The sequence below is a fragment of the Streptomyces sp. NPDC091281 genome, from assembly GCF_044757425.1.
In the GTDB taxonomy this organism is placed as follows: Bacteria; Actinomycetota; Actinomycetes; order Streptomycetales; family Streptomycetaceae; genus Streptomyces.
Map to the genome: position 1 here is coordinate 82,371 of NZ_JBIVUY010000015.1, position 18,565 is coordinate 100,935.

General features: G+C 72.5%; 15 protein-coding genes. 7 read left to right on the forward strand and 8 right to left on the reverse strand.

From position 1 onward, the window contains the following. Window positions 1-59: 59 nt before the first annotated feature. On the forward strand, window positions 60-986 hold the full coding sequence (locus ACIQPQ_RS32320; protein WP_401311030.1) for an NUDIX hydrolase: 927 nt from the start codon (window positions 60-62) through the stop codon (window positions 984-986). After that, on the forward strand, window positions 983-1,813 hold the full coding sequence (locus ACIQPQ_RS32325) for an MBL fold metallo-hydrolase (protein WP_401311033.1): 831 nt from the start codon (window positions 983-985) through the stop codon (window positions 1,811-1,813). Before ACIQPQ_RS32320 ends, ACIQPQ_RS32325 begins: the two co-directional genes overlap by 4 nt. Window positions 1,814-2,035: 222 nt before the next feature. On the opposite strand, the gene ACIQPQ_RS32330 is transcribed toward ACIQPQ_RS32325, so the two are convergent. Further along, on the reverse strand, window positions 2,036-2,710 hold the full coding sequence (locus tag ACIQPQ_RS32330; protein ID WP_133928442.1) for a Crp/Fnr family transcriptional regulator: 675 nt from the start codon (window positions 2,708-2,710) through the stop codon (window positions 2,036-2,038). 353 nt (window positions 2,711-3,063) lie between these two features. Here ACIQPQ_RS32330 and nth point away from each other — a divergent pair, with 353 nt between their 5' ends. From nth to ACIQPQ_RS32345, 3 genes are all read left to right on the forward strand, one after another. After that, complete coding sequence (gene nth, locus ACIQPQ_RS32335) at window positions 3,064-4,062, forward strand: endonuclease III (RefSeq protein WP_401311036.1); 999 nt, start codon at window positions 3,064-3,066, stop codon at window positions 4,060-4,062. 124 nt (window positions 4,063-4,186) lie between these two features. Continuing rightward, window positions 4,187-4,882, forward strand: a complete 696-nt coding sequence (locus ACIQPQ_RS32340; RefSeq protein ID WP_401311039.1) for an NUDIX hydrolase — start codon at window positions 4,187-4,189, stop codon at window positions 4,880-4,882. 95 nt (window positions 4,883-4,977) lie between these two features. After that, window positions 4,978-6,177, forward strand: a complete 1,200-nt coding sequence (locus ACIQPQ_RS32345; protein WP_401311042.1) for a MarP family serine protease — start codon at window positions 4,978-4,980, stop codon at window positions 6,175-6,177. Between the two features lie 58 nt (window positions 6,178-6,235). Here ACIQPQ_RS32345 and ACIQPQ_RS32350 read toward each other — a convergent pair whose 3' ends face one another. The 6 genes from ACIQPQ_RS32350 to ACIQPQ_RS32375 all read right to left on the reverse strand — a co-directional run bounded on the left by ACIQPQ_RS32350 (window position 6,236) and on the right by ACIQPQ_RS32375 (window position 15,047). Further along, complete coding sequence (locus tag ACIQPQ_RS32350; protein ID WP_383771928.1) at window positions 6,236-6,418, reverse strand: hypothetical protein; 183 nt, start codon at window positions 6,416-6,418, stop codon at window positions 6,236-6,238. A 127-nt stretch (window positions 6,419-6,545) separates the two neighbouring features. After that, on the reverse strand, window positions 6,546-7,499 hold the full coding sequence (locus ACIQPQ_RS32355) for an alpha/beta fold hydrolase (RefSeq protein WP_401311045.1): 954 nt from the start codon (window positions 7,497-7,499) through the stop codon (window positions 6,546-6,548). Next, window positions 7,496-7,984: a phage holin family protein gene (locus ACIQPQ_RS32360; protein WP_401311048.1), complete on the reverse strand. Its 489-nt coding sequence runs from the start codon at window positions 7,982-7,984 to the stop codon at window positions 7,496-7,498. The genes ACIQPQ_RS32355 and ACIQPQ_RS32360 overlap by 4 nt, the downstream gene beginning before the upstream one ends. Window positions 7,985-8,145: 161 nt before the next feature. Beyond that, the gene (gene nhaA, locus ACIQPQ_RS32365; protein ID WP_401311051.1) at window positions 8,146-9,681 is read right to left on the reverse strand and encodes a Na+/H+ antiporter NhaA; all 1,536 of its coding nucleotides are present in this window, start codon (window positions 9,679-9,681) and stop codon (window positions 8,146-8,148) included. A 150-nt stretch (window positions 9,682-9,831) separates the two neighbouring features. Continuing rightward, complete coding sequence (gene acs, locus ACIQPQ_RS32370) at window positions 9,832-11,787, reverse strand: acetate--CoA ligase (RefSeq protein ID WP_401311054.1); 1,956 nt, start codon at window positions 11,785-11,787, stop codon at window positions 9,832-9,834. Window positions 11,788-12,074: 287 nt separating this feature from the next. Beyond that, a complete protein-coding gene (locus tag ACIQPQ_RS32375) occupies window positions 12,075-15,047 on the reverse strand; it encodes a SulP family inorganic anion transporter (RefSeq protein ID WP_401311057.1) in 2,973 nt (990 codons plus the stop codon). Between the two features lie 266 nt (window positions 15,048-15,313). On the opposite strand from ACIQPQ_RS32375, the gene ACIQPQ_RS32380 reads away from it, so the two are divergent. Further along, window positions 15,314-16,594: a hypothetical protein gene (locus tag ACIQPQ_RS32380; RefSeq protein ID WP_383771939.1), complete on the forward strand. Its 1,281-nt coding sequence runs from the start codon at window positions 15,314-15,316 to the stop codon at window positions 16,592-16,594. A gap of 18 nt (window positions 16,595-16,612) precedes the next feature. Here ACIQPQ_RS32380 and ACIQPQ_RS32385 read toward each other — a convergent pair whose 3' ends face one another. Next, on the reverse strand, window positions 16,613-17,593 hold the full coding sequence (locus tag ACIQPQ_RS32385; protein ID WP_401311061.1) for an ATP-binding protein: 981 nt from the start codon (window positions 17,591-17,593) through the stop codon (window positions 16,613-16,615). A gap of 101 nt (window positions 17,594-17,694) precedes the next feature. Between ACIQPQ_RS32385 and ACIQPQ_RS32390 the strand changes: the two genes are divergently transcribed. Then, window positions 17,695-18,519, forward strand: a complete 825-nt coding sequence (locus tag ACIQPQ_RS32390) for an oxidoreductase (protein ID WP_401311064.1) — start codon at window positions 17,695-17,697, stop codon at window positions 18,517-18,519. The last annotated feature ends 46 nt before the right edge of the window (window positions 18,520-18,565 follow it).

Sequence of the window (18,565 nt, forward strand, 5' to 3'; positions counted from 1 at the left end):
GGGCGCCCCCGCCTCAGGCGCCCCTCGAACATTCGCCCGCCGCGAGATAGCCTCCGGCCATGGCGAATGGGCAGTGGTTCCCCCCGGAGTGGCCCGAGCGCATCCGCGCGCTCGCGGACGGCACCCTCACGCCGGTCGCCCCGAAGCGCGCGGCCACCGTGATGCTGCTGAAGGACACCCCGGGCTCCCCCGACTCCCCGGAATCCCAGGCCTCTCCGGGCGGCTCACCGGACACCGGGGGCGGGCCGATGGTCCACATGCTGCGCAGACGGGCCTCCATGGCGTTCGCCGGGGGCGCGTACGCGTATCCCGGGGGCGGGGTGGACCCGCGCGACGACGACCGGCACGTCCGCTGGGCGGGCCCCTCGCGCGCGTGGTGGGCCGCGCGGCTCGGCGTCGGGGAGACGGAGGCCCAGGCGATCGTCTGCGCGGCCGTACGGGAGACGTACGAGGAGGCCGGTGTCCTGCTCGCGGGGTCCACGCCCGACTCCGTCGTCGGGGACACCACGGGCGCCGACTGGGAGGCCGACCGCGCGGCGCTCGTCGCGCGCGAGACGTCCTTCGCCGAGTTCCTGGACCGCCGCGGCCTGGTGCTCCGCTCCGACCTGCTGGGCGCCTGGACACGGTGGATCACCCCGGAGTTCGAGGCGCGCCGCTACGACACCTTCTTCTTCGTCGCCGCGCTCCCGACGGGCCAGCGCACGCGCAACGCGTCCACCGAGGCCGACCGTACGGTCTGGATCCGCCCGGCCGACGCCGCCGCCGGGTACGACAGGGGCGAGCTGCTGATGATGCCGCCCACGATCGCCACGCTGCGCCAGCTCCTGCCGTGGGCCACGGCCGCCGAGGCCCTGGCCGCCGCGCCCGCGCGCGATCTCACGCCGGTCCTCGCACGCGCCCGCCTCGAAGACGGCGAGGTCGTGCTGTCCTGGCCCGGACACGACGAGTTCACGAAGCACATCCCGACCGGGGGAGCCCCCGCATGACGGACGCAGCAGCCCTTCCCGGCCAGCCCCGGGACGCGGTCCTCTCCGGACGGGCCACCGCGCGCGCGGTGAACGTGCTCGCGCCCAACCCGTCCGCGATGACCCTGGACGGCACGAACACCTGGCTCGTCGCGGAACCGGACTCCGACCTGGCCGTCGTCATCGACCCGGGTCCGCTGGACGAGGCGCACCTGCGCGCGGTCGTCGACACCGCCGAGCGAGCAGGCAAGCGGGTCGCCCTGACGCTGCTCACGCACGGCCACCCCGACCACGCCGAGGGCGCGGCGCGCTTCGCCGAACTCACCGGGACCGGCGTGCGCGCGCTGGACCCGGCGCTGCGGCTCGGGGACGAGGGACTGGCCGCCGGGGACGTGATCACGACCGGCGGTCTGGAGCTGAGGGTCGTCCCGACCCCCGGCCACACCGCCGACTCGCTCTGCTTCCACCTGCCCGCCGACCGCGCGGTCCTGACCGGCGACACGATCCTCGGCCGCGGCACGACGGTCGTGGCCCACCCCGACGGCCGTCTGGGCGACTATCTGGACTCCCTGCGCCGCCTGAGGTCCCTCACGGTCGACGACGGCGTCCACACCGTCCTGCCGGGCCACGGCCCCGTCCTGGACGACGCCCAGGGCGCCGTCGAGTTCTACCTCGCCCACCGCGCCCACCGCCTCGCCCAGGTCGAGACAGCCGTCGAGAACGGCCACCTCACCCCGTCCGAGGTCGTGGCCCACGTCTACGCCGACGTGGACCGCTCCCTGTGGCCCGCGGCGGAACTGTCGGTACGCGCGCAGATCGAGTATTTGCGGGAGCACGGGTTGATCTAGGGCCACATGGCGCGCCGCGTGGAGAGCGCCCGTCCGGAAATCGGCCATCGCGGCGCGTACGAGCCCACGTCCGGGAAAACAGCCCGTCCGGCGTTTGAGGACGAGGCCCGTCCAGGGCCGAAGCGGGGGCGTGGGGGCGGCAGCCCCCGCACGGCGCGCGCGACAGACCCGCACGCGCCGCGCGCCGGACGCGCAGACCCCGCCCCCGGCCCAGCCCAGCGGCTAGCGAGACCGCTTGGCCAACCGCTCCACGTCCAGCAGGATCACCGCGCGCGCCTCCAGGCGGAGCCACCCGCGCTGCGCGAAGTCGGCCAGCGCCTTGTTCACCGTCTCGCGGGACGCGCCGACCAGCTGGGCCAGCTCCTCCTGCGTGAGGTCGTGGACGACGTGGATGCCTTCCTCGGACTGCACGCCGAACCGGCGGGAGAGGTCGAGCAGCGCGCGCGCCACGCGGCCGGGCACGTCGGAGAAGACGAGGTCCGACATGGCGTCGTTGGTCTTGCGCAGGCGGCGGGCGACCGCGCGCAGCAGCGCGGAGGCGACCTCGGGCCGCGCGTTCAGCCAGGGCTGGAGGTCGCCGTGGCCGAGGCCGAGCAGCTTGACCTCGGTGAGCGCGGTGGCGGTGGCCGTGCGCGGGCCGGGGTCGAAGAGCGACAGCTCACCGATCAGCTCGCTGGGGCCGACCACCGCGAGCATGTTCTCCCGGCCGTCCGGGGAGGTGCGGTGGAGCTTGACCTTGCCCTCGGTGACGACGTAGAGCCGGTCGCCCGGGTCTCCCTCGTGGAACAGGGAGTCGCCGCGTGCGAGCGTCACCTCGCTCATGGAGGCGCGCAGCTCGGCGGCCTGCTCGTCGTCGAGAGCCGCGAAGAGCGGGTTGCGCCGCAGAACGTCGTCCACGAGTTCTCTCCTTGTCGACCTGCTCGGGGGATCGTGCTCCCCCGTGTGCCAGGGGACCGTGTTCCCCATTCTGCCGGGCGGTCCAAACAGTGTGATCTGTCACAAGGATGCCGCACACATGTCCTGAGGTAAGCGGCAGGGGTCCAATTGGGGGCTGATCTTCAGGGTCCGGGGCGGATGTCAGTGCCGGGCTCTAGGCTGGCCGGGTGTCCAAATCGCCGGTGAGAGCACGGGCCGAGGGGGCCGCCCGGGTGGTGGTACGTCCCGATTCCGCTGTGGGCGAACGGGTCTCCGGTGGTGGTGAGAGGACGGCGAAAGCCGTGAAGAAGGCGACCGTGGAGCCAGTGAAACCGATGAAGTCAGCGAAGTCGACCCAGCCCGCCAAAACCACGAAATCCTCTACACCGGCCAAGACCGCCAAGGCACCCGCCCCTGCCAAGCGGGCCACCCCGGCCAAGGCCACCGGAACCGCCGCCCCCACCAAGTCGGCCAAGCGGACCACCCCCGCCAAGGCCACCAAAGCCGCCACCCCCGCGAAAGCCGCCGCCACCCCCGCCAAGGCGACCACTCCCGGAAAGCCCGAGTCCCGCACCGCCCTCGTCCGCCGTGCCCGCCGTATGAACCGCGAGCTCGCCGAGATCTACCCGTACGCCCACCCCGAGCTGGATTTCGAGAACCCCTTCCAGCTGGTCGTGGCCACGGTCCTGTCAGCGCAGACCACCGACCTGCGGGTGAACCAGACGACGCCCGCGCTCTTCGCCAAGTACCCGACCCCGGAGGACCTGGCCGTCGCCGACCCCGAGGACGTGGAGGAGATCCTGCGCCCCACCGGCTTCTTCCGGGCGAAGACGAAGTCGGTCATAGGGCTCTCGAAAGCCCTGGTCGAGCAGTTCGACGGCGAGGTGCCGGGCCGCCTGGAGGACCTGGTGAAGCTGCCCGGCGTGGGCCGCAAGACGGCCTTCGTCGTCCTCGGCAACGCGTTTGGGCGCCCCGGCATCACCGTGGACACCCACTTTCAGCGGCTCGTACGGCGCTGGAAGTGGACCGAGGCGACCGAACCGGACAAGATCGAGGCCGCCGTCGGCGCGCTCTTCCCCAAGAGCGACTGGACGATGCTCTCCCACCATGTGATCTTCCACGGCCGCCGGATCTGCCACGCCCGCAAGCCCGCCTGCGGTGCCTGCCCCGTCGCGCCGCTCTGCCCGGCGTTCGGCGTGGGCGAGACCGACCCCGAGAAGGCCAGGAAGCTCCTGAAGTACGAGAAGGGCGGCTTCCCCGGCCAGCGCCTCAACCCGCCCCAGGCCTACCTGGACGCGGGCGGACGCCCCGCCCCGCCGCTGGGCACCGTATGAGCGGCCGTACGGAAGGCGGCCCACGTCACCCGTACGGCCTACGGCCCGGCCGTGCAGGAGGCTGGCTGGAACGATCCGTGGGGCGTCGCGCGTTGGAGCGGACAGAACGGGGGGTGGTGCGGCGGTGACGCGAGCGAGTGAGACGCAGGGCGGTGCGGTGGCGCTGAGCAAGGAGGGGCTGCCCGCCTGGCTGGACCCGGTGGTGGACGCGGTCGAGACCGTCGAGCCGCTCCAGCTGAGCCGCTTCCTGCCCCCGGCGGACGGCGGTGGACGCCAGTCGGCCGTGCTGATCCTCTTCGGCGAGGGCGAGCGCGGCCCCGAGCTGCTGCTCATGGAGCGCGCCACCTCGCTGCGTTCGCACGCGGGACAGCCCTCGTTCCCCGGCGGGGCCCTCGACCCGGAGGACGGCGATCCGCAAGGGGACGGGCCGCTGAGAGCCGCGCTGCGGGAGGCCGAGGAGGAGACCGGCCTCGACCCCACGGGCGTCCAGCTCTTCGGAGTCCTCCCCAAGCTCTACATCCCGGTCAGCGGATTCGTCGTGACCCCGGTGGTGGGCTGGTGGCGCCGCCCGAGCCCGGTCGGCGTCGTCGATCCGAACGAGACGGCGCGCGTCTTCACCGTCCCCGTGGCGGATCTCACGGACCCCGCCCACCGCGCGACGACGTACCACCCCAGCGGGCACCGAGGTCCGGCATTTCTGGTCGAATCGGCGCTGGTGTGGGGGTTCACCGCCGGTGTCATCGACCGGCTGCTCCACTTCGCCGGCTGGGAGCGTCCCTGGGACCGGGACAAGCAGGTCCCGCTCAACTGGCGGTCATGACAGGGTGTGCTCCGTGGTGTGGCTGACCGGGGAGCATTCCCGGGGGGTCCGGCCGTGGTGGCGCGGCCGGAAGAAAGAGGCGAGGGCCTGATTCGGTGAACGTGCTGGACATCCTGCTGCTGGTCGCGGCGCTGTGGTTCGCGATCGTGGGCTATCGCCAGGGCTTCGTCGTCGGCATCCTGTCGGTGATCGGTTTCCTCGGCGGCGGCCTCGTCGCCGTCTACCTGCTGCCGGTCCTGTGGGACGCGCTCACCGACAACTCCGAGGTGAGCACCACGGCCGCCGTGGTCGCGGTGGTCGTCGTCATCGTCTGCGCCTCCGTGGGCCAGGCCCTCACCACCCACCTGGGCAACAAGCTGCGCCGCCACATCACCTGGTCCCCGGCGCGCGCGCTCGACGCGACGGGCGGCGCCCTGGTCAACGTCGTCGCGATGCTGCTGGTGGCCTGGCTGATCGGGTCGGCGCTGGCCGGGACCACGCTGCCCACCCTCGGCAAGGAGGTGCGCAGCTCGCAGGTGCTGCAAGGGGTGTCGCGGACGCTGCCCGCGCAGGCCGACACCTGGTTCGCCGACTTCTCCTCCGTCCTCGCGCAGAACGGCTTCCCGCAGGTCTTCAGCCCGTTCTCCAACGAGCCCATCAAGAACGTCGAGCCGCCGGACCCGGCCCTCGCGGGCAGCCCCGTCGCCGCGCGCGCCAAGCGCTCCATCGTCAAGGTCATGGGCACCGCCGAGAGTTGCGGCAAGGTCCTGGAGGGCACCGGCTTCGTCTTCGGCGAGCGCCGCATCATGACCAACGCGCACGTCGTGGGCGGCGTCGACGAACCCACCGTCCAGATAGGCGGCGAGGGCCGCAAGTACGACGCCACGGTCGTCCTCTACGACTGGAAGCGCGACATCGCCGTCCTCGACGTACCCGACCTGGACGCGCCCGCCCTCCGGTTCGCCACCGGTGACGCGGACAGCGGGGACAGCGCGATCGTCGCCGGGTTCCCGGAGAACGGCGCGTACGACGTCCGCTCGGCGCGCGTGCGGGGCCGTATCACCGCCAACGGCCCGGACATCTACCACCGGGGCACCGTCCGCCGTGACGTGTACTCGCTCTTCGCGACGGTCCGCCAGGGCAACTCCGGCGGCCCGCTGCTCACCACCGACGGCCGGGTCTACGGCGTGGTCTTCGCCAAGTCCCTCGACGACGCCTCCACCGGCTACGCGCTCACCGCCGACGAGATCCAGCAGGACATCGCCAAGGGCCGCACCGCCAACCAGCAGGTCGACAGCGACAACTGCGCGCTGTGAGCGGGCCGCGGGGAGCGGACGCCTGAGGGGCCGTCAGCCGGAAGTCGGGGCGGTTTCGTCAGGTGCGCGGATGCCGCAGCCGTACGGACACCCAGCGGGCCCGGCGGCGCAGGATGCGCGGAATGCCCACGCGGAGGTCGCCCTCCGGCAACTGCACGGCGTCGCCCCGCCGGTGGGAGCCGAAACCGCCGGTCGAGCGGCGGTCGCGTGCTGCGTCACTGTAGTCGTGCGTCCAGCCCATACCGGGTCCTCTGCCCCCGCCCCAAGGTCCATAACCCCGGCCCGGAGCGCGAATTGGCCTATGCGCCGGGCAAGTGGCAGTTCGTAGGACAGGCGTTCCCCACCGGGTACCGGATGCGACCGGACCGTCACCGGTCGGGTTCGGAATCCTTCAGCCAGTTGACCAGTTCGGTCGAGAAGACGACCGGGTCCTCCTCGTGCGGGAAGTGCCCGAGCCCGTCGAACAGCCGCCAGCGGTAGGGCGCTTCGACGTACTCGCCCGACCCGGCCGCGCTGCGGGTGCGCAGGACGGGGTCCAGCGAGCCGTGCAGATGCAGGGTCGGCACCCGCACCGGCCGCTTCATCCGCCGGTAGAACTGGACGCCGTCCGGCCGGGCCAGCGACCGCACCAGCCAGCGGTACGGCTCGACCGAGCAGTGCGCCGTCGAGGGGATGCACATCGCGCGCCGGTAGATCTCCAGCGCCTCGTCGTCGGCGGGCCGGGGGCCGGACCAGTCCCGGATCAGCTTCGCCACGAGGGCGCCGTCGTCGGCGGTGAGCTGCCGCTCCGGGACCCACGGCCGCTGGAAGCCCCAGATGTGGGAACCGGCGGTCGTCTGGCGGACGTCGGCGAGCATGGCCGAGCGCCAGCGGCGGGGGTGCGGCATCGAGGCGACCGCGAGCCGCCGTACGAGCTTGGGGCGCATGACCGCCGCCGTCCAGGCCAGATAGCCGCCCAGGTCGTGGCCGACGAGCGCCGCGTCGGGCTCGCCGAGCGAGCGGATCACGCCGGTGATGTCGAGGGCGAGGTTGGCCGGGTCGTAGCCGCGCGGGGTGCGGTCGCTGCCGCCGACGCCCCGCAGGTCCATCGCCACGGCGCGGAACCCGGCGTCGGCGAGCGCGGCCAGCTGGTGCCGCCACGTCCACCAGAACTGCGGGAAGCCGTGCACCAGCATCACGAGCGGGCCGTCGCCCATCTCGGCGATGTGGAAGCGCGCGCCGTTGGCGGCGACCTCGCGGTGGATCACCTTCCGGTCCAGGACGAGGTCCGGGCGTACGACCGATGCGGCGGGCTGGGCCGAAGGGGTGGCGGGGTCCGTCATGACGACGAGCGTGCCACAGCCTCGATGGCCTGCGGGCCGCCGTCCGCCGCGACCTCGGGCCGCGGGTGCGGCTTGGCGTTCTGGAGGACGCCCGCGGTCTCCTTCACGGACGCGGCCACCTTCTGCGGGCCCTTGCCCTGCTTGGCCTTCTTGGCGAAGGCGACGCCGATCAGCGACAGGACGACGGCGATGAGGACGTTCGCCGCGAAGGACAGCAGGAAGCAGAGCGCCAGGTTCCAGTTGCTCCAGGTGCGGATGCCGTAGGCGAGCGCGAAGTTCAGCATCGGCAGCGAGAACACCAGGATGGCCAGGGCGAGCGTGAACGCGCCACCACTGGTCGCCCCGCGCTTGACGTCCTGCTTGAGCTGGGCCTTCGCCAGCGCGATCTCGTCGTGCACCAGCGCCGACATCTCGGTCGTCGCGGAGGCGAACAGCTGGCCGATGCTGCGTTCGGCGCCGACCGGGCTGCCGTCGGGTGCGCTCATCGCGTTCTCCCTCGTCTTGCTCGTCTCGTACGGGGTGCCGCAGCCGTCCGTCGTCCGGCGACCGTCGTCCGACGACCGTGGTGTGTCGGCCAGGGTCTGGCGTCCGTGGTCGTCGTCCGTCCGGCGGTGTGCGGTCCCCTCTTTTGTACCGTCCCGTCAGATCATGCCGGACGGTCGCCCTCCTCGCCCGCCCCGCCCGCCACTTCGGGGTCTTCGTGGCGCGTCGCGGTCGCCCCGCCGGACGTGCTCCCGGCCATCTCCGCGGCGATCCTGCGGTGCTCGGCGGCCTTCCGTTCGAGGACGGCCGCCATGCGCAGGTGGTACGCCGGGTCGTCCTGCTCGTACACGTCCGGCACGCCCGACTCGTCGTCGTCGCGCTCCTCCGCGTCCCACAGGCGGCGGTAGCGGGCGTTGCGCGCCTTGAGCAGCGCGGTCGCCAGGACGGCCGCGATCAGCGAGCCGGTCAGGACGGCCGCCTTGACCTCGTCGGTGAGGGCGGCGTCGCCGTCGAAGGCGAGTTCGCCGATGAGGAGGGAGACGGTGAAGCCGATCCCGGCGAGGGTGGCGACCGCGAACACGTCGGCCCAGGCGAGGTCCTCGCTGAGCGAGGCGCGGGTGAAGCGCGCGGTCAGCCAGGTCCCGCCGAAGATGCCGACCGCCTTGCCGACGACCAGCCCGAGGACGACGCCCAGGGTCTCCGGCCGCGTGAACACGTCCGCGAGCGCGCCGCCGCCGACCGTGACGCCCGCGCTGAACAGGGCGAACAGCGGCACGGCGAGCCCCGCCGACAGGGGCCGCACCAGGTGTTCGACGCGCTCGCCGGGGGAGCGGTCCTCGCCCTCCCGGGTGGTGCAGCGCAGCATCAGGCCCATCGCGACCCCGGCGATGGTGGCGTGGACGCCGCTGTTGTACATCAGCGCCCAGACGACGACCGCGAGCGGCACGTACACGTACCAGCCGCGTACGCCCGCGCGCAGCAGCAGCCAGAAGACGACGAGTCCGGCCGCGGCGCCGCCGAGCGCGACGAAGTCGAGGTCGGCGGTGAAGAACACCGCGATGATCAGGATGGCGAAGAGGTCGTCGACGACGGCGAGGGTGAGCAGGAAGGCGCGCAGGGCGCTCGGCAGGGAGGTGCCGATGACGGCCAGCACGGCGAGCGCGAACGCGATGTCGGTGGCGGTGGGCACCGCCCAGCCCGCGAGCGAGCCGCCGCCGGTGACGTTGGTCAGCGTGTAGACGAGTGCGGGGACGGCCATGCCGCACAGGGCGGCGACCACCGGCAGTGCGGCGGCGCGGGGGTCCTTGAGGTCCCCGGCGACGAGTTCGCGTTTCAGCTCGACCCCGGCGACGAAGAAGAAGACGGCGAGGAGGCCGTCGGCGGCCCAGTGCGCGACCGACAGGTCGAGGCCGAGGGCGGCGGGGCCGAGGTGGAAGTCGCTGACGGTCGTGTAGCTGTCCCGGATCGCGGGGACGTTCGCCCAGATCAGCGCGGCGACCGCGGCGGCCAGCAGCAGGACCCCGCCCACGGTCTCGGTGCGCAGCGCGTCGGCGACGTAGGTCCGCTCGGGGAGGGACAGCCGGCCGAGGACCTTGCGGCGGACGCGGGCCGAGGTGTCCCCGTCCCGCGTCGCGGTGTCCGCGTCGGGCGTGGGGGCGGGCGGCGGGGTGGGGGTCGCGGGGGTGCGCGGCGGGGTCACGGTGGGGCCTTCCGGAGGTGGGCAGCACGAAGCGCTTGCCGACCAGACTTCCCGGCGCACCTTTGTTTACTTTACCTAAGCGGGGCGGGGCGGACACCTGGTCCGCCCCGCCCCGCCGTCGGGCCTGCCGCCGCGTGGGCTCCCGCCGGTTCAGTCCTCGCTGGGCGCGGCGGGCAGCTTCGTCTGGATCAGGTCCATGACGGTGGAGTCGGTGAGCGTGGTGACGTCACCGAGCTGCCGGTTCTCCGCCACGTCCCGCAGCAGCCGCCGCATGATCTTGCCGGAGCGCGTCTTGGGCAGCTCGGCCACCGGCAGGACCCGCTTGGGCTTGGCGATCGGGCCGAGCGTGGCGCCGACGTGGTTGCGCAGGTCGTTGACGAGGCTGTCGTCCTCGGACGCCGTACCGCGCAGGATCACGAACGCGACGATGGCCTGACCGGTCGTCTCGTCCGCCGCGCCGACCACGGCGGCCTCGGCGACCGCCGGGTGCGACACGAGGGCCGACTCCACCTCGGTGGTCGAGATGTTGTGGCCCGACACGAGCATCACGTCGTCGACCCGGCCGAGCAGCCAGATATCGCCGTCGTCGTCCTTCTTCGCGCCGTCGCCCGCGAAGTAGCGGCCGGGGAAACGGGACCAGTAGGTGTCGAGGAACCGCTGGTCGTCGCCCCAGATGGTGCGCAGCATCGACGGCCACGGCTCGGTGAGGACCAGGTAGCCGCCTCCGCCGTCGGGGACCTCGCCCGCCTCGTCGTCGACGACGGTCGCGGCGATGCCGGGCAGCGGGCGCTGCGCCGAACCGGGCTTGGTCTCGGTGACGCCCGGCAGCGGCGAGATCATCATCGCGCCGGTCTCGGTCTGCCACCAGGTGTCGACGATGGGGGTGCGGTCCGCGCCGATGTGCTTGCGGTACCAGATCCACGCCTCGGGATTGATCGGCTCGCCCACCGAACCGAGCACCCGCAGGCTCGACAGGTCGAACTTCGCGGGGATGTCGTCGCCCCACTTCATGAACGTACGGATCGCGGTCGGCGCGGTGTACAGGATCGTGACCCCGTACTTCTGCACGATCTCCCAGAAGCGGCCCTGGTGCGGGGTGTCGGGCGTGCCCTCGTACATGACCTGCGTCGCGCCGTTGGCCAGCGGCCCGTACACGATGTAGGAGTGGCCGGTGACCCAGCCGACGTCCGCCGTGCACCAGTAGACGTCGGTCTCCGGCTTGAGGTCGAAGACCGCGTGGTGGGTGTAGGCGGCCTGGGTGAGGTAGCCGCCGGAGGTGTGCAGGATGCCCTTCGGCTTACCGGTCGTGCCGGAGGTGTAGAGGATGAACAGCGGGTGCTCGGCCTCGAACGCATCGGGCGTGTGCTCCGCCGACTGCCGTCCGACCGCCTCGTGCCACCACACGTCCCGGCTGTCGTCCCAGGCCACGTCCTGCCCGGTACGGCGGACGACCAGCACGTGCTCCACGCTGTCCAGGCGGGACACCGCGTCGTCCACGGCCGGCTTGAGCGCCGACGGCTTGCCCCGCCGGTACCCGCCGTCGGAGGTGATGACGACCTTCGCGTCCGCGTCCTGGATGCGGGTCGCGAGCGCGTCCGCGGAGAAGCCGCCGAAGACCACGGAGTGCGCGGCGCCGATCCGGGCGCACGCCAGCATCGCGACGGCCGTCTCCGGGATCATCGGCATGTAGACGGCGACCCGGTCGCCCTTGCGCACCCCCAGTTCCAGCAGCGCGTTCGCGGCGCGGGAGACCTCGTCCTTCAGCTCCGCGTACGTCACGGCGCGGCTGTCGCCCGGCTCGCCCTCGAAGTGGATCGCGACCCGGTCGCCGTGCCCGGCCTCCACATGGCGGTCGACGCAGTTGTACGCGACGTTCAGCTCGCCGTCCTTGAACCACTTGGCGAACGGCGGGTTCGACCAGTCCAGCGTCTCCGTCGGCTCCTTGGCCCAGCTCAGCCGGCGGGCCTGCTCGGCCCAGAAGCCGAGCCGGTCAGCCTTGGCCCGTTCGTACGCCTCCGCCGTGACGTTGGCGTTCGCGGCCAGGTCGGCGGGCGGCGCGAACCTGCGCTCTTCCTTGAGCAGGTTGGCCAGGCTCTCGTTGCTCACGACATCTCCCTTTCGAAGGGTGTCCGTTGTGTCCCAGGCCACAGCTCATCAGACCTGGGGGCCCGGTGACAAGGGCCGACGGAAAATTGGTTTAGACCTGTGGGGGTGTCCGTGGGGAGGGCGCGGCTCGCACCGCCGACCTGGGTCACCTGTACCCACGGACCTCGACGGGACCGGGTTCAGCCCCGCCGGGGTCGGACGGTGTAACGCCTTTCACACGTCCGGAGACATGCACCGCGCCACACCCGCCCTCCCCGCACCTGCCGGCCCCGCGCCCCACCCCGGTCTCACACCCGCAGATCCGCCACCCCTACGTGGTCGAACACCTCCCCGTCCGCGCCCTGCGCCGCGTCGCCCAGCAGATACGTCTGTGCCTCCCCTACGTGGAAGTAGAGGCCGTGCAGCTCCAACTCCCCGGCGCGCAGCGCCCGGATCACCGACTCGTGGGCCCGCAGATGGTCCAACTGCTGGACCACGTTGGTCAGACAGAGCTGCTCCACCGTGTCGGCCGGGGCCCGCCCGGCCAGCCGCACCCCGGACCGGTCGCCGTCGGCCATCCGCTCCAGGCTCGGCCGCCCGTGCCGCAGCCACCGCTTCAACGGCGTCCGCGCCCCGCCCGGTTCGGCCGCGAGCAGCGCCTGCATCGCGCCGCACCCGGAGTGCCCGCACACCGTGATGGACCGCACCTTCAGCACGTCCACCGCGTACTCGATCGCCGCCGCCACCGAGTCGTCCCCGCTCTCCTCGCCGGGCGGGGGGACCAGGTTGCCGACGTTGCGCACCACGAACAGGTCGCCCGGACCACTGGAGGTGATCATCGAGGTGACCAGCCGGGAGTCGGCGCAGGTGAGGAAGAGCTGCGACGGCTGCTGGCCCTCCCGGGCCAGCCGCGCCAACTCGCCCCGCACCAGGGGCGCGGTGTTCCGCTGGAACGCGCTGATCCCACGCACGAGGCGGAGCCCGCTCCTGGGTGGGGCGGTGCTTGCCTGGACGGGGCCGGTGCCGGTGCCTGTGTCGGTGCCGGTGGTGCTTGCATCGCCTGTGTTCGCCTGGGCGATGCCTGGCCCGGTGGTGTCGGTTTCCGGTTCGTCGTCCGCCGTCGGATCTGCGGCGGGAGCCGATCCCGTGGCGGGGGCCGATCTCGTGTCCGCGTCGGCATGGGTGGCTGCGTGGGCGTCGCCGACCCGGTCGGCGCCGGTGGCTCCGGGGCCCGACGGAGGAGAGGCGGGGCTGTCCTCGCCCTCGGGGCGGACCTGTCCGGCGGGACTGCCGGGCGCGGCTCTTTCGGCCGACCCGGTCTGCGGGACCCGCTCAGCGAGCGTGGCGCGCTCGGTCCGCTCCGTCCGTACGGCCCTCGCGGTGAGCGTGGCCCGCTCCGTGGACCGGGTCGGTTCCGCCAAGGCCGACGGCCGGGGTGAGGCCGGGCGTTCGGCCGCGTCCACCGGTTCGACCGGTTCGACGGGGTACGTCGACTGGTCGGCGCCGGCCCGCTCCGCGTGCTCGGTCCGGGCGGCCGGTGCGGCCGATGCGCCTGGACCGGACGGTGCGCCCGGCCCGGTCGGCGTCGACGACGGCCGCTCCCCCTCGCACTGGTGGTTGCGCCACGGCGTCCAGGGGCCGCAACGGCAGTCGGCGAGCGCGCTGTCCACCGGGTCCGCTGAGCCCGGGGCGGTCCGGGCGGCGGCTGCTTCACTGTTCAGTTCGGTGATCTTCCCCCGCGTCGCGGCGCGGCGGCCCGTCAGCTCTACGGCGCCTCCCCGCGCGGTGTGGGTCCGCTGCCAGTCCTGGAGCGCCTCGTACGCGGCGTGATCCATGAAGGAGCCGTCCAACTCCACGATGACGGAGGAGCCCTGGGGGACGTGGTGCAGGGCGCGGCTCAGGCGCGGCACCGCGAGGAACGTCAACTGCCCTCTGACCTGTACGTGGTGGACTCCTTCCAGTTCGTCGTGGGTGATACGCGTGCGGGTGAGGCGGTGCAGCGAGACGGCGACGGCCACGGCGATCCCGAGGACCACGCCCTCCAGGACACCGAGGACGACGACACCGAGGGTGGTGACGGCGTACACCAGCACCTCGCGGTGGCGGGTCACCGTGCGGATGTGGTGCAGGGACACCATCTGGATACCGACGGCCATCACCAGGGCGGCGAGTGAGGCGAGCGGGATGAACTCAAGGATCGGGACCATCAGCAACGCGGCGACTACTACGAGAACGCCGTGCAGCATCGTCGAGTTCCTGCTGACGGCACCCGCTCGCACATTCGCGGAACTGCGCACCGCGACTCCGGCGACGGGCAGTCCGCCGAGCGCGCCCGACACCACGTTCGCGGCGCCCTGGCCGAGCAGTTCGCGGTCGAGGTCGGAGCGGCCCACGCGGGCCGGGAGCGCGGGTCGGCCCGCGACCAGCTTGTCGACGGCGACCGCGCCGAGCAGCGACTGCACACTGCACACCAGGGTGGTGGTGAGGACGGCGGCGACGATGCCGAGCACCGGGCCCTCGGGCAGTCCGGCCAGGGCGTGGCTGCTCCAGGACGGCAGGTCGACGCGGGGCTGGTCGAGTCCGGCCAGCGCCGCGGTCGCGGTGGCCCCGGTGACGGCGATCAGCGCGGCGGGCACCTTGCCCAGCAGGCGGCCCGCCCGGCCGGGCAGGCGCGGCCAGAGGAACAGCAGGGCCAGGGTCAGGACGCTGACGGCCAGCGCGGCGGGCCGGATATGGGTCAACTGCGCGGGCAGGGCGCGGAGGTTGTCGAGCACGGAGCTCTGCGGGTTCCCGCCGAGCACGATGTGCACCTGGGCGACGGCGATGGTGACGCCGATGCCCGCGAGCATGCCGTGCACGATGGCCGGGCTCACGGCGAGCGCGCTGCGGGCCACCCGCAGGCAGCCGAGGCCGAGTTGGGCGAGACCGGCGAACACGGTGATGGCGCAGGTCGTCCGCCAGCCGTACCGGTGGATGAGGTCGGCGGTGACGACCGTCAGCCCGGCGGCCGGGCCGCTGACCTGGAGCGGCGCGCCGCCGAACCGTCCGGCGACCAGACCGCCCACGGCGGCCGCCACCAGTCCGGCCTGCAGCGGTGCGCCGGTGGCCAGGGCGATGCCCAGGGACAGGGGAAGGGCGATGAGGAAGACCGCGATCGCGGCCGACACGTCGGCTCCCGCGACACGGAAGCGGCGGCGCGGGGGCCGCGGCGGGCTGTGCGGGGGGTGGGCACGCTCGGGGTGCGGCGTGGTGGGCGTACGAGTGGGGACGTAGGCAGTCATGTTCCCGTCTCCTCCGGGGCTGCGCGGTCGCAGGGGTGCGGCCGTGGGTCACGGCGTACAGCGGCGGGATGGATTAACGCTTAGTAAACGAACAGTAATCCAGAGTAAAGGCTCAGCATGGATTTTCGCGGCAAATGGTGCAACTTGCCACTCTGATGAGTGGTAGTGGTCATTTGGTCGGCTTGTCGTATTAATTCCTTCTCGGTCCCGTGTGACCTTGGCGGCGCCGTTGTAGGCCCCAGGAGAAGGAAGAAGGTGGGCGGAAGATGGCCGCCACCCAGAGGATCGCCGCAGGCGCCGTGATCGCCGCGGTTGTCGCCGTGTCGCTCGCCGGCTGCGCCACCGGAACCGACGGTTCCCAAGGTTCCGGGGAAGGGGCGTCCGGCCCCCGCAAGGTCAAGCAGGCCCCGGCTCCCAAGAGCGCCGTCCGCCTGATCGGCGACGGCTCCACCGCGTTCACCGGCGCCCAGCCGTACCTGCCGCGGGCCGAGCGTCTCAAGCCCGGCCAGAAGCCACCGCAATTCGTCGTCTTCTCGTGGGACGGCGCGGGCGAGGACAGCCAGCGGCTGTTCTCCCACTTCCGCAAGGTGGCCAAGGACAACAACGCCACCATGACGTACTTCCTCAGCGGCGTGTACCTGCTGCCGGAGGAGAAGCGCGACCTCTACCGGCCGCCGCAGCACTCGCCGGGCCGCTCCGACATCGGCTTCAACGACGCGCAGGGCATCGCCGACACCGTGAAGCAACTGCGCCTGGCGTGGCAGGAGGGCAACGAGGTCGGCACCCACTTCAACGGCCACTTCTGCGGCGCGTCCGGCGGGGTCGGCGAGTGGTCGGTCGAGGAGTGGAAGGACGAGATCTCCCAGGCCAAGCAGTTCGTGAAGACCTGGAAGACCAACACCGGCATGTCGAAGGCCGCCCCGCTGCCCTTCGACTACGACAAGGAACTCATCGGCGCCCGCACCCCCTGCCTCGAAGGCCAGGAGAACTTCCGCAAGGCCGGCCGCGAACTGGGCTTCCGCTACGACACCAGCGGCGTCAACAACCAGGTCTGGCCGGGCAAGAAGGACGGCCTGTGGGACCTGTCCATGCAGCTCGTGCCCTTCCCCGGCCACACCTTCGAGCAGCTGACCATGGACTACAACTTCATGGTCAACCAGTCCGGCACCGCCACCCAGGGCGACCCCGCCAAGCACGCCCTCTGGGGCGACCAGATGCGCGACGCCCTCCTCAGCGGCTTCCGGCGCGCCTACGACGGCAACCGGGCGCCGCTGATCATCGGCAACCACTTCGAGTCCTGGAACGGCGGCACGTACATGCGCGCCGTCGAGGAGGTCGTGGAGAACGTGTGCACCAAGGAGGAGGTGCGCTGCGTCTCCTTCCGGCAGCTCGCCGACTGGCTGGACGCCCAGGACCCGCAGACTCTGGCCAAGCTGCGCACGCTCGGCGTCGGCCAGGCGCCCCAGCAGGGCTGGACGTCCTTCCTGTCGGCCCGTCCCGCGCCAGCCCCGAAGGGCGTGCCCGGCGCACCGGCCGTCAAGCAGTAGCCACGGCGGGGGACGCCGTCACGCCGGGGCGGTGACGCTCTCGCCGAGCACGAAACCGGGGTCGACCTGCGCGGCCAGGTCGGCTCCGGTGCGCTCGTTCCCCCACGACTGGGCGTTCTTCAGGTGGAAGTGCACCATCTGACGGGTGTAGCGCTCCCGGTCCCGCCGTCCGTACGCCGCGTCGGCGGTCGTCCGCAGGCGCTCCAGGGCGTCCCGGTTGGTCTCCTCCAGGGAGTCGAACCGGGGCGGCCTGCCCTTCTCCATGGCGCGCACCCAGTCCGAGTGCCCGACCGTGACGAGCAGGTCCTCGCCGACCTCGGCGCGCAGGAAGTCGAGGTCGTCCGGGCCCTGCACCTTGTTGCCCACGACCTTCAGCTCGACGCCGAAGTCACGGGCGTACTCCTTGTACTGGCGGTAGACGGAGACCCCCTTCCGGGTCGGTTCGGCGACGAGGAACGTGACGTCGAAGCGGGTGAACATGCCGGAGGCGAAGGAGTCGGAGCCCGCGGTCATGTCGACCACGACGTACTCCTCGCGGCCGTCGACCAGGTGGTTCAGGCACAGCTCCACCGCTCCGGTCTTGGAGTGGTAGCAGGCGACCCCCAGGTCGGCGTCCGTGAAGGGGCCCGTGACCATCAAACGGACGGCGCCGCCGTCGAGTTCCACCGGCCGGGCGCACGCGTCGTACACCGGGTTGTCCTCGCGCACCCGCAGCAGCCGGGAGCCCTCGCCGGGCGGAGTCGTCTTGATCATCGTCGCGGCGGAGGCGATACGCGGGTTCGCCCCGCGCAGGTAGTCCTTGATCAGCGGCAGCCGGTCGCCCATCGCGGGGAGCGCGGCGGCCTCCGCCTCGTCGAGGCCGAGGGCGGGCCCGAGGTGCTGGTTGATGTCCGCGTCGACCGCGATCACCGGGGCGCCGGACGCCGCGAGGTGGCGGATGAACAGGGAGGACAGCGTGGTCTTGCCGCTGCCGCCCTTCCCAACGAAAGCAATTTTCATGTTCATAAAGCCTAGTGGTCCGATCGCGCTCCCGGGCACCAGCGCGTGAAGAAGACCACTCCTTCGTGGGGTGCGCGCGCCCGTTGCGTAGGGTCGTACTCATGAGTACGACAGGTGCTACCGCCGATCCGCTCGCCGCCCTGGGTGCGCTGCCCGGTGTGGCCGACTCCGTGGAGACCGTGCGCAAGGCCGTCGACCGCGTCTACGGGCACCGCGTCATGCGCCGCCGCAGCAACGCCGTCACCTCCGAGGCGGCCCTGCGCGGCGCGCGCGGTTCCGCGGCGCTGTCCGGCGCCGACTGGGCTCTGGAGGAGGTGCGGCGGCGCAGCGACTTCGGGGTGGACGACGACGCGCGCGTGGTGGGTTCCGCGCTGCGGCTGACCGCTGAGGCCGGTCAGCTGCTGTCGATCTGGCGGCAGTCCCCGCTGCGGGTGCTCGCCCGGCTGCACCTGGTCGCCGCGGCCACCCAGGAGGACGAGGTCGGCCGGCCCCGGCAGGCGGGCGAGGCGGTGCGCGAGCCGCTGGTCGAGCTGCCGCTGCCGGGCGCGGACGAGGTCTCCGTACGCCTGGAGGGCCTGTCCGAGCTGATCGTGGCGGGCAGTTCCGCTCCCGCCCTGGTCACGGCCGCGATCGTGCACGGCGAACTGCTGGCCCTGCGCCCCTTCGTGTCGCACAACGGCCTCGTCGCGCGCGCGGCCGAACGCATCGTCCTGATCGGCAGCGGCCTGGACCCCAAGTCGGTCTGTCCGGCCGAGGTCGGCCACGCGGAGCAGGGGCGCGCCGCCTACCTCGCCGCCCTCGACGGCTACGCCTCGGGCACCCCGGACGGCATGGCCGCCTGGATCGCCCACTGCGGCAGGGCGGCCGAACTCGGCGCGCGCGAGTCGACCGCGGTGTGCGAGGCGCTCCAGCGCGGCGCCGCCTGACGGCGAAGAGGTGCCCGCCGGGGGTCCCGACATGGGTGCGCAGGCG